General features: G+C 48.7%; 10 protein-coding genes and 1 riboswitch. Of the genes, 7 read left to right on the forward strand and 3 right to left on the reverse strand.

Translation table 11 applies throughout. The annotated features are described in order from the left end of the window. The first annotated feature begins 40 nt into the window (after window positions 1-40). From DN599_RS03445 to DN599_RS03470, 6 genes are all read left to right on the forward strand, one after another. Window positions 41-1648: a carboxyl transferase domain-containing protein gene (locus tag DN599_RS03445; RefSeq protein WP_110456234.1), complete on the forward strand. Its 1608-nt coding sequence runs from the start codon at window positions 41-43 to the stop codon at window positions 1646-1648. Window positions 1649-1693: 45 nt separating this feature from the next. After that, window positions 1694-2524 (forward strand): enoyl-CoA hydratase-related protein, encoded by an 831-nt coding sequence (locus DN599_RS03450; RefSeq protein WP_110456235.1) that lies wholly within the window; start codon window positions 1694-1696, stop codon window positions 2522-2524. A gap of 54 nt (window positions 2525-2578) precedes the next feature. Then, entirely contained in the window at window positions 2579-4612 is a 2034-nt protein-coding gene (locus DN599_RS03455; protein ID WP_162599142.1) for an acetyl-CoA carboxylase biotin carboxylase subunit, read from the forward strand. A gap of 2 nt (window positions 4613-4614) precedes the next feature. Further along, window positions 4615-5523, forward strand: coding sequence for a hydroxymethylglutaryl-CoA lyase (locus DN599_RS03460; protein WP_110456237.1), 909 nt, complete (start codon window positions 4615-4617; stop codon window positions 5521-5523). A gap of 70 nt (window positions 5524-5593) precedes the next feature. Continuing rightward, window positions 5594-6301 carry a CoA transferase subunit A gene (locus DN599_RS03465; RefSeq protein WP_110456238.1) on the forward strand — a complete coding sequence of 236 codons (708 nt, stop codon included), beginning with the start codon at window positions 5594-5596 and terminating at the stop codon, window positions 6299-6301. 11 nt (window positions 6302-6312) lie between these two features. Next, window positions 6313-6969: a CoA transferase subunit B gene (locus DN599_RS03470; protein ID WP_110456239.1), complete on the forward strand. Its 657-nt coding sequence runs from the start codon at window positions 6313-6315 to the stop codon at window positions 6967-6969. Between the two features lie 150 nt (window positions 6970-7119). Here DN599_RS03470 and DN599_RS03475 read toward each other — a convergent pair whose 3' ends face one another. Beyond that, entirely contained in the window at window positions 7120-8694 is a 1575-nt protein-coding gene (locus DN599_RS03475) for a methyl-accepting chemotaxis protein (protein WP_110456240.1), read from the reverse strand. A 449-nt stretch (window positions 8695-9143) separates the two neighbouring features. Continuing rightward, window positions 9144-9722, reverse strand: a complete 579-nt coding sequence (locus DN599_RS03480; RefSeq protein WP_110456241.1) for a thymidine kinase — start codon at window positions 9720-9722, stop codon at window positions 9144-9146. Between the two features lie 269 nt (window positions 9723-9991). Between DN599_RS03480 and DN599_RS03485 the strand changes: the two genes are divergently transcribed. Further along, complete coding sequence (locus DN599_RS03485; protein WP_110456242.1) at window positions 9992-12124, forward strand: M3 family metallopeptidase; 2133 nt, start codon at window positions 9992-9994, stop codon at window positions 12122-12124. 368 nt (window positions 12125-12492) lie between these two features. On the opposite strand, the gene DN599_RS03495 is transcribed toward DN599_RS03485, so the two are convergent. Then, window positions 12493-14061 (reverse strand): Na+/H+ antiporter NhaC family protein, encoded by a 1569-nt coding sequence (locus tag DN599_RS03495; RefSeq protein WP_110456243.1) that lies wholly within the window; start codon window positions 14059-14061, stop codon window positions 12493-12495. Window positions 14062-14139: 78 nt separating this feature from the next. After that, window positions 14140-14356: riboswitch (Lysine riboswitch) on the reverse strand. Window positions 14357-14424 lie beyond the last annotated feature (68 nt).

Genomic DNA, 14424 nt, shown 5'->3' on the forward strand with positions numbered 1-14424 from the left:
CTCATCAGACACCATCACAGTTTACAAAAGGAACATTGACGTGACGCAACTGAGTAGTCGAATCAATCCCCGCAGCGATGAGTTCAAAACCAAACAGCAACAGATGGCGAGTGTCGTCGCCGATCTCAAACTCAAACTCGCCGAAATTGAACAAGGTGGCGGCACTGTCGCTATGGAACGTCATCTTGCTCGTGGCAAGTTATCGCCTCGCCAACGCGTCGAGAAACTACTCGACTCTGGCTCGCCGTTTTTAGAGATATCCCAATTTGCCGCCTATGAGGTGTATGACGATGTGGTGCCCGCAGCAGGCATCATCGCCGGCATTGGCAGAGTCAGCGGCGTCGAATGTATGGTGATCGCCAACGATGCCACGGTTAAAGGCGGCACCTACTATCCGCTGACCGTCAAAAAGCATCTGCGCGCGCAAGATATTGCTAAGCGTTGCCACCTGCCCTGTATCTACTTAGTCGATTCGGGCGGCGCCAACCTGCCACGTCAAGATGAAGTATTCCCCGATCGCGATCATTTTGGGCGTATCTTCTATAACCAAGCCCAGATGTCAGCATTAGGCATTCCTCAAATTGCGGTGGTCATGGGCTTGTGCACCGCAGGTGGCGCTTACGTGCCAGCCATGGCCGATGAGTCCATTATCGTTAAAGAGCAAGGCACCATCTTCTTGGCTGGCCCGCCATTAGTTAAGGCGGCAACGGGTGAGGAGGTCTCGGCCGAAGAGCTTGGCGGCGCCGAAGTGCACACCAAAATTTCTGGCGTTGCCGATCATTTGGCGCAAAACGATGAGCACGCCCTCGAGCTTGCCCGTAAAGCCGTGACACGTCTCAATCACAATAAACAGATTAAAAGCTTGTTAAGCCCTGCCAAACCACCCAAGTTTGATATTAATGAACTTTACGGCATTGTCGGTACCGATCTTAAGAAGCCCTTCGATGTCAAAGAGGTGATTGCCCGTATCGTCGACGACTCTGATTTCGATGAATTCAAAGCCAATTATGGCGCGACGCTGGTGTGCGGCTTTGCCCGCATTCATGGCTACCCCGTGGGTATTGTGGCTAACAACGGCATCTTGTTTTCCGAGTCGGCGCAAAAAGGCGCTCATTTTATTGAGCTCTGTTGCCAGCGCAAAATACCGCTGCTGTTCTTGCAAAATATCACCGGCTTTATGGTGGGTAAAAAGTACGAGCATGAAGGCATCGCCAAACACGGCGCCAAGATGGTGACCGCGGTATCTTGTGCCAATGTGCCTAAATTTACCGTGATTATTGGCGGTAGCTACGGCGCGGGTAACTACGGCATGTGTGGCCGAGCCTTCGAGCCGACCATGATGTGGATGTGGCCAAATGCGCGCATCTCTGTGATGGGCGGCGAACAAGCGGCCGGCGTATTGGCCACCGTTCGTCGTGATGGACTCGCTCGTAAAGGCCTTGAGTGGTCAAGTGAGGATGAAGCGGCATTTCGCGCGCCAATCGTCGAGCAATATGACAAAGAGGGTCACCCTTATCATGCCAGTGCTCGCCTTTGGGATGATGGCATTATCGATCCTGCGCAAACACGCGATGTTGTCGGCTTAGCCTTGTCTGCCGCCCTAAATGCCCCAGTACAAGAAACCAAGTTTGGTGTGTTCCGCATGTAAGCGGCCATTAACTTCGATTTCTCAACGTAGGCAGAGGATGCAAACATGACCGACAAGACAACACTAGACACTCATTTAAACAATAAGTTAGACACCGATTTTCAATATCTCAGCTGCGCCTTAAACAGTGGTGTCGGTGAGATGGTGCTTAATCGCGCCGACAAACATAACGCCTTCGATGAGGTGATGATTAGCGAGATGATCGCAGCACTGGATAGTTTTGCTAGCAATGACGATTGCCAAGTCTTAGTGCTCAAGGCCAATGGCAAAAACTTTAGCGCTGGCGCCGATCTTAACTGGATGCGCAAACAAGCCATGATGGATTTTGAGCAAAACTTGGCCGATGCCAATGAGCTCGCCACCTTGATGCATACATTGGATAAGTTCCCTAAACCGACTATTGCGCTGGTACAAGGAGCTGCCTTTGGTGGCGCACTAGGCCTTATCTGCGCAAGCGATATCGCGATCGCCAACGAGCGCGCCAGCTTTTGCCTAAGCGAAGTCAAGCTTGGATTAATTCCCGCAGTGATCAGCCCTTACGTGGTACGCGCCATGGGGCAACGCGCCTCACGCCGCTACATGCTCACCGCCGAGCGTTTTAATGCAGAAACAGCGTTAAAGCTCAATGTTATCCATGAGATAGCTGATGATCTCGACGCTGCAGCAGCACCCATTATCGCCGCCCTGTTAAGCAATAGCCCACAAGGTATGGCATGGGTAAAAACCTTGTTGTCACGCTTAGAAGATGGCGTTATCGATGACGATACATTGAGCTACACCAGTGAGCGCATCGCCCGTATTCGTGTATCTGATGAAGGTCAAGAGGGGCTAAATGCCTTTTTCGATAAACGTAGCCCAGATTGGAAAGCGATATGAACACCACAATAAATAATGACCCTATTGCCAAGCCAAGCCCGGGAGTTCGCTAACATGTTTACTAAACTACTGATTGCCAACCGCGGCGAAATTGCTTGTCGCATTATCAAGACCGCCAATGCCATGGGGGTAAAAACTGTCGCCCTCTATTCCGATGCCGATAAAGATGCGCGTCATGTGGCGATGGCCGATGAGTCTTTCTACTTAGGTGGTAGCGCACCTAGTGAGTCATACCTAAAAGGCGATCTGATCCTCGATATCGCTAAGCGCAGCGGCGCTCAGGCCGTTCATCCGGGTTATGGCTTTCTATCTGAAAATGCCAACTTTGCACGCCAGTGTGAACAAGCAGGCATCGCCTTCGTTGGCCCAGGCGCCGACGCCATCGATGCCATGGGCAGCAAAAGTGCGGCTAAGATCATCATGGAAAAAGCCAATGTGCCATTAGTGCCGGGTTACCATGGTGACGATCAAAGCGATGCAAGCTTACTTCAAGCCTCGAAAGAGATAGGCTTTCCGCAACTTATCAAAGCGGCCTATGGCGGTGGCGGTAAAGGAATGCGTATTGTTGAGTCTGAAAAAGAAGCACTGGAAGCGATTAACTCGGCGCGCCGAGAAGCGGCATCGTCTTTTGGTAACGATAAATTATTGATTGAACGTTACCTAAGACAGCCGCGCCATGTCGAAGTGCAAGTGTTTGCCGACACCCAAGGCAACTGTATCTATCTCTCCGACCGTGACTGCTCTATTCAACGTCGTCACCAAAAGGTGGTTGAGGAAGCCCCAGCACCCGGTCTAACCGACAGCCTTCGCCGCGCCATGGGTGAAGCAGCCGTTGCTGCCGCAAAAGCGATTGATTATGTCGGCGCCGGTACCGTCGAGTTTCTGCTCGATACCCACGCGACCGATGAGGCGAGCAGCTTCTACTTTATGGAGATGAATACGCGTCTACAGGTTGAGCATCCTGTCACCGAGATGGTCACCGGCCAAGACCTAGTAAAGTGGCAGCTGATGGTTGCCAGTGGCAGCGAATTACCACTGAGCCAAGATGAAGTGCGCATTCATGGACATTCATTTGAAGTGCGAATTTACGCCGAAGATCCGCAAAATGCGTTTTTACCCGCCAGTGGTAAACTGAACTTCCTGCGTGAGCCCGAGCAAAACCGCTATGTGCGTATCGACTCAGGCATTCGCGAAAACGATGTGATCAGTAACTTTTACGACCCCATGATTGCCAAATTGATTGTTTGGGACGAGTCACGCCCACGGGCACTGCAACGTTTAGTGCATGCCCTCGAGTCATATCAAATCAGTGGCCTGAAACATAACATCGAGTTCTTAGCCAATATCGCTGAGCATCACGCCTTTAGCGATGCCAACTTTAGCACCGACTTTATTGAGCGTTACGGCGACACCTTAATTGGTACGAATTTAGATACTGACAATAGCAAAGAGCAAAATAGTGCCCTCGCCTTTGCCGCGCTATACCACCTTTGCGCGCAAAAAGAGCAGGCAAAACTCACCGCTACCAATAGCAATGATCCCTACTCGCCTTGGGGCCAAGTGAGTGGCTTTAGGCTTAACCGCAGCGGCGTTCACCAGCTCACCTTGCTGGATGACCAACATCAAATACAGCACTTAACCCTCAGTCAAGTAGGTGATAGTTATTATCTCAACTTTAACGATCAAACACTGACCCTCAGCGGTGAGCTAAAACAAGATCTGCTGCATGCGGAGATTAACGGCCATAAGAGCAAGATCCCCGTGAGCCGTGAAGGTGATGACTTTACGCTATTTTTACCCTCTGGCAGCTATCATTACCGTGCGATTCAGACTGAAATTTTTGAAGAGCAAGGCAGCAGCGAAGATAAACTAAAAGCGCCTATGAATGGCACTATCGTGACCCATCTTGTTGCAGTCGGCGATAAGGTTGAACAAGGTCAAGGCTTAATGGTGATGGAAGCGATGAAGATGGAATACACCATAGAAGCTCCCTTTAATGGCACCGTTGCTGCCTTTTTCTTTGAGCCTGGCGAGCTGGTCAGTGATGGCGCAGTACTTGCCGATGTCAGCGCTAGTGAGGAGGCTTAATCATGTCCACTAGCCTTGGCAGATACCCAAGCAAGGTAAGCCTTTTTGAGGTTGGTGCTCGCGATGGCTTGCAAAACGAGCGAGCAGTCACTACGGCTGACAAGCTTATCCTTATCGACCAGTTAGCCATGGCTGGCCTAAAGCGCATCGAGGCTGGCAGCTTTGTGTCACCCAAATGGGTGCCACAGATGGCCGATTCGGCGGATATTTTTAAGCAGCTCAATAAACGCAGTGGCGTAGTCTACAGCGCGCTGACGCCCAATTTAAAAGGGCTGGAACTTGCGCTTGACGCTGGTGCAGACGAAGTGGCCATCTTTGGTGCCGCTTCACAGAGCTTCAGCCAGCGTAATATCAACTGTTCAATTGAGGAATCGATAGAGCGCTTTATCCCTGTGATAGAGGCGGCTAAAGCCAAAAACATCGCCGTACGGGGCTATGTCTCTTGTGTTTTAGGCTGTCCCTATGAAGGTGATATTGCCGTAAGTGAAGTCGCGAGAGTGGCAGAACTTCTTTACAAGATGGGCTGCTATGAAGTTTCACTCGGCGACACTATCGGTGTTGGCACGCCCATTAACGCCCGTAAAATGGTTGAAGCGGTTGCCGAGAAAGTCCCTGTAGGCAAACTTGCGCTGCATTTTCATGATACCTATGGTCAAGCGCTGGCTAATATTCTCGCCTGTTTAGAAACAGGCGTGAGGGTCATCGACAGCTCGGTCGCAGGTCTGGGTGGTTGCCCTTATGCCAAAGGTGCATCGGGTAATTTGGCAACAGAAGATCTGGTCTACATGATACACGGTTTAGGCATAGAAACCGGCGTTGATTTACCGCGTTTAATTGAGGCGGGCAACACAATTAGCCAAGCTCTGGGCCGAAAAAATGGCTCTAAAGTGGCCCTTGCGCTGACCGAATAACCCTTAGGCGCGACTAGAATAAATAGATGCTGGGCGCTGAGCCTAGCGCCTCTCACAGGAGATAATAATAATGGCAGGACTCAATAAGCTGGTTAACAGCTACGAAGCAGCATTAGATGGCCTTGAAGACAATATGACCATTATGGTGGGTGGTTTTGGCCTGTGCGGCATTCCTGAAGGGCTTATTGCCCAAATGGTAAAAATGGGCACTCGCGGACTCACAGCGATTTCCAACAACGCTGGCGTCGATGATTTTGGCTTAGGGCTGCTGTTAAAGAGCCGTCAGATCAGCACCATGATCGCCTCATATGTGGGTGAAAACGCCACCTTTGAGCAGCAGATGCTCTCAGGCGAACTCAATGTGATTTTGACACCACAAGGCACGTTAGCGGAAAAAATCCGCGCGGGCGGCGCTGGTATTCCCGCCTTCTTTACCGCCACAGGCTATGGCACCCCCGTCGCTGAAGGTAAAGAGACGCGCGAAATCGATGGCCGTCACTACGTACTAGAGCCAGCGCTAAAAGCCGACTTTGCCTTAGTCCGCGCGTGGAAAGCCGATACTATGGGTAACTTGGTATTCCGTAAAACCGCCGCCAATTTCAACCCTATGATGGCCACCGCTGGCAAAATCACCGTGGTGGAAGCCGAGCATATCGTTGAGCCTGGGGAGCTCGACCCTGATCATATCCATACTCCAGGTATCTATGTCGATCGCCTCATTCAAGGCACGTTCGAGAAGCGTATCGAGCAACGTACCGTTAAAGCAGCCACTAAATAGGAGGAAACACCATGGCGTTATCAAGAGAACAATTAGCACAACGTGTTTCCCAAGAGCTGCAAGATGGCTTTTATGTCAATTTAGGCATTGGTATTCCCACCTTAGTCGCTAACTATATCCCCGAGGGCATTGAAGTGATGCTGCAATCGGAAAATGGGCTGCTTGGCATGGGCGAGTTTCCAACGGAAGAGACCATAGATGCCGATCTGATCAATGCGGGTAAACAAACGGTAACGGCAGTCCCCGGCGCATCTTTTTTCTCGTCGGCCGAGAGCTTTGCGATGATCCGCGGCGGCCACGTAGATTTAACCGTGCTTGGTGCGTTTGAAGTCGATGTGAATGGCTCAATTGCTTCTTGGATGATCCCGGGGAAATTGGTCAAAGGCATGGGCGGCGCCATGGATTTAGTGGCTGGCGCCGACAATATTATCGTCACCATGATGCACGCCGACAAATACGGTAACTCAAAGTTGCTGCCCAAATGCGAGCTACCGCTCACCGGTTATGGCTGTATCAAGCGGGTATTAACCGACTTGGCTTTTGTCGAAATTAAAGATGGGGCGTTCCATCTGCTTGAGCGCGCACCCGGTGTGAGTGTCGAGGAGATCATTGAAAAAACGGCAGGGAAACTTATCGTGCCTGAGCATGTACCTGAAATGGTATTTTAAGCTCACGTCGATTGTTAGCACTACCACATGGTGAGAGTATCTCATGCTAAATGGGAGATAACCCGAGCGTTGGCTCATCGCTTGAGCGCGGGATAAACCGCAAAAACCACCCAAGGATACCGATTCTAGGGTGGTTTTTGTTAAAACGACTTAGCGATTAGCGCGTTGTATTGCTTGAGTCCAAAACTGTCTGGCGAGCTGCCGCGATTCTAACGCTTTGTGCGAAGTACTTTGCCCCAGTTTGCGATCGGCTTGGGATTGTTCATACCCTTCACAGGCCAACTCACTGATGGTTTGTAACGAGTCACTTATCTCTGTGGCCGCAATTCCCTGCTCCTTCATCGCATTGGCACTATGATCTGTCATACCATTGATGCGCTGCATGGTTGAGACTAATCCAGCAAATACCGTTTCCGCCTGCTTCACCAATTCAACGGCGCGAGTCGCTTGGGTTTGTCCTGCGACTAATGTACGTGCTGCATTGGCGGCACTTTGTTGAAATTTATTAACAATTTCATCTATTTGACTGGTAGAGTCGCTGGTTCTCGACGAGAGTTTTCGCACCTCATCGGCCACTACCGCAAAGCCTCTACCCGACTCACCCGCCCTCGCTGCTTCGATAGCCGCATTCAGCGCAAGTAAGTTGGTTTGCTCCGCGATATTACTGATCACATCAAGAACTTCATTGATTGCCACGCTGTCGTGTTCAATCTCTTGTACCACGCCAGCAAAATTGCCGACCTCTTGATTGAGCCCATTGATTGCACTGATCACCGCATCTAACTGCGCATAGCCCTGTGCCACAGTGGCTTGGCTACCTTCAACATCAACGGCCACCTGTTTAATTTGTTCACCTAACTCATTAAAACTTGCTGTCATCTCCTCGACGGCCGCAGCGGCTTGCGCCGTTTGTTGACTCTGGCTGTCAGCCCTTTGCGCTGCAGCAGTGATGGAGTCCAGTAACTCTGAGCTGTCTTGTGCAATGGCCGATGATGTATCTGCCATTCGCCCCACTGCACCGGCCACCTCGGCGGTCAGGGAGTCCATGGCAAATAAGATATTGCCTATCTCATCGTTACGCCCAGTAAAAATATACCTTGCCGCCCCATCATCACATATCGACAGAGCGCGTTCATTAAGCTCACTCAGTGGCCGCATGATCCGCTGCAGCCCAAACCACAGAGGCAACATCATCACCAATGCTAACCAGGGCGAATAGATGCTACAGGCTAAACTCAGCAGCATCAGTACCACTGCAAACAACTTGATTTTAGTGGTAAAACTAAACGTTGCGCTGTCGAGCTCATGGCGCGATTCATCCTTATTCAAACTCTGATAAATCGCTTTTGCTCGCTCAATCTGCGCTTTGTCTGCGCGGCGGCGAACCGATTGATACTCTTTAACCTGACCATTCTCTATAACTGGTGCCACATAAGCATTAACCCAGTAAAACCCGCCATCGTTACAACGGTTTTTAACGATTCCCATCCAAGCGCGACGCGCTTTGAGTGATTTCCATAACATGCCGTAAGCTTGCTTGGGCATATCGGGGTGGCGCACAATATTGTGCGGTTGCTGCAATAACTCCGTTTCTTCGAAACCACAAATTCGGCAAAAGTCGTTATTAGCATGTAAAATATTCCCGCTTAGGTCTGTCGTAGACAACAATATATCTTCGTCGCTAAGCAGTACCTCTTTATCGGTCACTGGTTGGTTATTACGCATTAGCTATCAAATTTAGTCATTGATCGTTGGAATCGCTAAATTCTGAGGCTAAGACCAAAAGATACTTTTGATCTAGCACAACTTTTATGTATCGATAATGTTACAGCTGATGTTTTTAAGAGCGAGATCTCATCTCTGAAATACAATCATAATACTGGGTATTACCTATAGATATACAATTATCAAAGCTAGATCACAGATGTTACAAAAATTGGATCATCGAGGTAATAATAAGCATCAGAAAAAATGCGAAATATAGAAACTAAATTCAATCGATAAACTGTGGCTATTATTTAACACCCCACAGTTATTCATTTCCTAACTGACAATCACAGATAAAAGGCCGCATATTCACGCAGCCTAATGAGTAATCGTAATTATGGTGTAACAAGGTGGAGGAGAGGTATATCACTAAAAGACAATCAGCCGCTATTTCACCCCTAGTTAATTTAATCCCACAAAAACTCACGAAAATGTTTACGACAAACAGACTCGTAACTTTCATTACCACCAATCGCCACTTGCTCACCCTCTTTCATGGGCTTGCCTTCACCGTCGAGTCTCACGACCATGTTGGCTTTTCGACCGCAATGACAAATAGTTTTTAGCTCGACCAGCTTATCGGCCCAAGCAAGCAGGTACTGACTACCACTAAAAAGCTCACCCTGGAAATCGGTTTTAAGCCCGTAGCACAATACTGGAATATCTAAAATATCAACTACATAAGTTAATTGTTTTACCTGTTCTTTACTGAGAAATTGTGATTCATCGATTAAGATACAGTGTAAATGTTGTTGTTGATGAGCACGCTGGATCATCGCGGATAAATTATCGCTAGCACTGAACACTTGCGCGTCAGTCTCAATACCGATACGTGACGCCACCTTACCTATGCCATAACGATCGTCAATTGACGCTGTCATCACTAAAGTGTGCATACCGCGCTCGCGATAATTATAAGATGACTGAAGTAAAGAGGTCGATTTACCTGCATTCATCGCAGAATAGTAAAAATAGAGCTGCGCCAACTGAGTTATTCCTATGATTATTTTGAGGGCACATTTTAACACTAATTAGTCCTATTTCGCAGCTATAAACTGGTTCAATTACCCTAGTTGTGAACCACAAAACATTGCTGACACTTCCCTAACAAAGCAGATTAATGGTATTGTTAACTATTAAATTTGAGTAAAATATCTGAGCAAACTCAAAGTTGCTTAAGACAATTTTAATTCAAACTTGCTACTTTAAACGCGAGTAAATAATAACAAGACAACAATTGAAGGTTCTTATACACATGCGCCAAACATTACTTGCTGCGTCTATCGCGGCCACGATTGCCCTTACAGGCTGCTCAATCCATGAAACTCAAGCGCCTTCTGCCGCAGCGGTTCAAACTCAAAATCCGTTAATGCAACCCAGTGCGCTTCAATATCAAGCGCCTGATTTTAACATCATTAAGGATGAGCATTTTAAACCTGCGCTAGAACAAGGCATTAAAGAGCATTATCAACAAGTACTCGCGATTGCCAATAACAGCGAAGCACCAACATTTGAAAACACCATAGTCGCACTAGAAACCAGCGGCGAACTGCTAAACCGTGCTTCAAAGGTGTTTTATAACTTGGCGGGCACAGATAGCAACCCAACAATGCGTAAAATCCAAGGTGAAATGGCGCCCAAAATGGCCGCTCATTCAGACAATATTCACCTTAACGCACCATTATTCGCTCGCATCGACAGCCTCTATCAACAGCGCAGCACCTTAGGTTTGACCAACGAGGAAGTACGCCTCATCGAGGTTTATCACCAACGCTTTGTCATGGCTGGCGCCAAATTAACCGATGAGCAAAAAGCACAAATTCGCGTGCTTAATGAAGAACAATCGACACTGACCAATGAATTTAGCCAGCGCCTAATGCGCCTGACCAAAGAGATTGCGGTGGTTGTTGATGATGTCGATCAATTAGCGGGCTTGTCTGACAGTGAAATTCGCGCCGCCAAAGCCGATGCAGCGGCTCAAGGCCATGAAGGCAAATACCTGCTTAGCATCACCAATACTACGCGCCAACCTGTATTAGCTAAGCTTGAAAACCGTGAGTTACGCCAGCGTGTATGGCAAGCCTCATCGACCCGAGGTATGCAGGGTGAAAACGAAACGGCTTCATTGGTTGCTCGTCTTGCACAACTTCGCGCCGAGCGCGCCGCACTACTGGGCTACAAGAGCTGGGCTGACTATCGCCTAGCACCGCAGATGGCTAAAAATCCCGAAGCGGTTTACAAGATGTTTGGCTCTATGGTGCCAGCCGTTGTCGCTAATACTCAAAAAGAAGCCGACGATATTCAGGCGATGATCAATAAAACCGGTGGCGATTTTACCCTAGCGCCATGGGACTGGGCGTTTTATGCCGAAAAGGTACGTCAAGAGAAGTTTAATCTTGATGAAAGTTCCATCAAGCCTTATTTCGAGTTCAATCGAGTATTAACTGACGGCGTATTTTTCACACTGGAATCGCTTTACGGCGTGACCTTTAAGCCCCGTCCCGATCTTCCTGTGTACCATGAAGATGTGAAAGCCTATGAGATGTTTGATACTGACGGGACTTCGATGGCGATTTTCTACGGCGATTACTTTGCCCGTGAAGGCAAGCGTGGCGGTGCATGGATGAGCTCATTTGTAGCGCAATCAAAACTGCTTAACAATAAGCCTGTGGTGGTTAACGTGATGAACATCAAGAAGGCGCCAGAGGGAGAGCCCACCTTCGTTAGCTACGATGAAGTGACCACTATGTTCCACGAATTGGGTCATGGCACTCACGGTATGTTCTCTAAAGTCACTTACCCTAGCCTATCGGGCACTGCGGTCTCTCGTGATTTTGTCGAGTTCCCATCGACTTTCGAAGAAGACTGGGCAGCCCACCCTAAGGTGTTAGCTAACTATGCTAAGCACTATGAGACTGGTGAGGTGATCCCTGATGAATTGCTGCAAAAATTACTTAAATCGCGCAGCTTCAATCAAGGCTTCGATACCCTAGAGTATATGGCCGCCGCATTAGTAGATTTAGAATGGCACTCACTACCTGCTGACGCACCATTACAAGATGTAGCGAATTTCGAAGCTAACGCGCTGGAAAAACATGGCATCAATATCGCTGCCGTACCACCACGCTATAAGTCGACCTATTTTGCTCATGCCTTCCCCGGTGGATACTCGGCCAGTTACTACGCCTATATGTGGAGTGAGATCTTAGCGGCCGATGCGTTCGCCTACGTGCAAACCCAAGGTGGATTAAACCGCGACATTGGCATGAAGTACCGTAAGACCATTCGTGAAGTGGGTAACAGTGTGCCACCAATGGAAGCCTACAAAGCCTTCCGTGGACAAGCACCGACCACAGAAGCGTTACTTAAGCGTCGTGGTTTAAACTAAAGCTATTCACGCTAAGCCCATTAAAAATGCCGCTATGATTAGCGGCATTTTTTTATCATTGATTTAGCCTTAGCGGATCATGATGATATCGTCGGCTTTGCGGCCTGATAGCGAAGCACACTTATCACAAACAGCACAATTACCACAAACAGCACACTGCTGGCACCTAAGCCTGCAGCCAGTGATTCGGTAAAGCCTAGCACCACATAGCCACCTAAGCATATCCCGGCGACAATAAGCGCGTAAGGTTACTGCGTAAATACACTGAGCCTTGCGGTTTACACTACAGTGACTCATGCAACGCCCATAAAAATGCCGCTATGATTAGCGGCATTTTTTATCACTGGTTTCGCCCTAGCGGAACATGATTATATCGTCGGCTTTGCGGCTTGATAGCGAAGTACAACCACACTTATCACAAACAGCACACTGCTGGCACCTAAGCCTGCAGCCAGCGATTCGGTAAAGCCTAGCACCACATAGCCACCTAAGCTTATCCCGGCGACAATAAGCGCGTAAGGTAACTGAGTTAATACATGGTCGATGTGATGACAATTGGCGCCTGTTGACGACAAAATGGTGGTATCGGAGATCGGTGAGCAGTGATCGCCAAATACCGCGCCCGCTAATACAGCTGCCAGCATAGGTAGCATCATATTGGTGTGGGTGCCCATGGCCATATCGGCGGCAATCGGCAACATGATGCCGAACGTGCCCCAGCTGGTGCCCGTTGAAAACGCGGTCAATCCGGCCAAAATAAATAATACCGCAGGCAGTAATGCAAAGGGGATATTACCCGTAGCTAGGCTGGCCATATATTTACCCGTTTCCATCTGACCAATCACACCGGCAATCGTCCAGGCAAACAGTAAGATATAGATAGCAGGTAACATAGAGCGTGCGCCCGCAATCATCCCCTTAAGGATTAATGATTTATCTAAGCCTTGACTGAGCACTAACAGTAATGTGGCCACCAAGCCAATGATCGCCCCAAAAAACAGTGATGAAGCCACATCGGTCTTTTCAAAGGCGCCAATTAAGGTAAATGGCAGATTTTCGGCAGCTAACGCATCGGCACCGCTGCTGATCATAAAATAGATAGTGGCGGCAACCAGTACGGTAATGGGTAAAAATAATCCTGAAATTTTCCCCGAATCGGCTTCAGGCAGATCGCTATTGGCCCCTGGTGGTAGCCCTTTAGATTCATCATACAGATGGCCCTTTTGGGCGTTAAGCTCATGCTGGCGCATGGGGCCAACATCGAGCCCCATAAAAGCGACACATAATAGGAGTAACAGCGCAAAGATGGCGTAGAAGTTCATCGGGATCATCTGAATAAACACGCTTAGATGCCCCGTATCGGCAAAACCATGTGCCGTTAAAATACCGCCAATCAGCGCAATAATATACGCCCCCCAACTCGATACTGGTGAGATAACGCAGATTGGGGCTGCGGTCGAATCCAGCAGATAGGCCAGTTTACTGCGCGAAATGTAATAGCGATCCGTTAACGGCCTTGCCACACTGCCGACAACTAAACTATTGAAATAATCGTCAATAAAAACCACGCAACCTAAAAACATGGTCAGCAACTTAGCATCTCGTTTATTACGAATATGCTGACGAGCCCAATCGGCAAATGCCTTAGCAGCGCCGCTGACAGTGATCAACGCAGTGATCATCCCTAGCAAGATAAGGAAGCCAAGAAGATAGACATTCCAGCTATTTAGGGCGCCATCGTCCCAAAATAACCCTGTCACCTGCTTAGTAAGGTAGTGTCCTGAGTCTACTACTGAGTAATCGGTAATAAAAACCGCACCAAGCAGAATGCCCACCCCAAGCGAAAGTAATACTCGACGAGTAAAAATCGCCAGCAAAATAGCCACCACAGGGGGCAGCAAGGAAAGCGCCGAATCGGCGTAACTCAAAGTTGTCATTGTTTTATATTGTCTTCGTTAAAATACGAATGGAGGGCAACTGAACTGGTGGGATATAGCAAAAGATATTACACCTGTCCTATCAGTAGCGCTCCATAGTGATACCAGTTGTCGGTATACCTTCTTTTTATCATTCCGGATAAAAAGCACTATGGCAGTGCTGCCTCTATTCGATGACAGCCCCAGCAGTGAGCTTTGATGAACTCAACCACTTCGGCATCAAATCCTTTCCTATTCGCTATACGGCATCACCCTAACGAATACTACTAATATTTAATGCACCTCTACGTCTCAGGACGCCTACCAATTTCACTATCGGCAGGCGTGACGCACATAAAAACACAAGCGGCTTTAAGGATGCTA

It is taken from the genome of Shewanella algidipiscicola (assembly GCF_900380485.1).
Taxonomy (GTDB): Bacteria; Pseudomonadota; Gammaproteobacteria; order Enterobacterales; family Shewanellaceae; genus Shewanella; species Shewanella algidipiscicola.

Excerpts from the sequence above, each read along its gene's own strand:
- DN599_RS03450 (WP_110456235.1), top strand. The coding sequence starts at position 1,694 with ATGACCGACAAGACAACACTAGACACTCATTTAAACAATAAGTTAGAC.
- DN599_RS03455 (WP_162599142.1), top strand. The coding sequence starts at position 2,579 with ATGTTTACTAAACTACTGATTGCCAACCGCGGCGAAATTGCTTGTCGC.
- DN599_RS03460 (WP_110456237.1), top strand. The coding sequence starts at position 4,615 with ATGTCCACTAGCCTTGGCAGATACCCAAGCAAGGTAAGCCTTTTTGAG.
- DN599_RS03465 (WP_110456238.1), top strand. The coding sequence starts at position 5,594 with ATGGCAGGACTCAATAAGCTGGTTAACAGCTACGAAGCAGCATTAGAT.
- DN599_RS03470 (WP_110456239.1), top strand. The coding sequence starts at position 6,313 with ATGGCGTTATCAAGAGAACAATTAGCACAACGTGTTTCCCAAGAGCTG.
- DN599_RS03475 (WP_110456240.1), bottom strand. The coding sequence starts at position 8,694 with ATGCGTAATAACCAACCAGTGACCGATAAAGAGGTACTGCTTAGCGAC.
- DN599_RS03485 (WP_110456242.1), top strand. The coding sequence starts at position 9,992 with ATGCGCCAAACATTACTTGCTGCGTCTATCGCGGCCACGATTGCCCTT.
- DN599_RS03495 (WP_110456243.1), bottom strand. The coding sequence starts at position 14,061 with ATGACAACTTTGAGTTACGCCGATTCGGCGCTTTCCTTGCTGCCCCCT.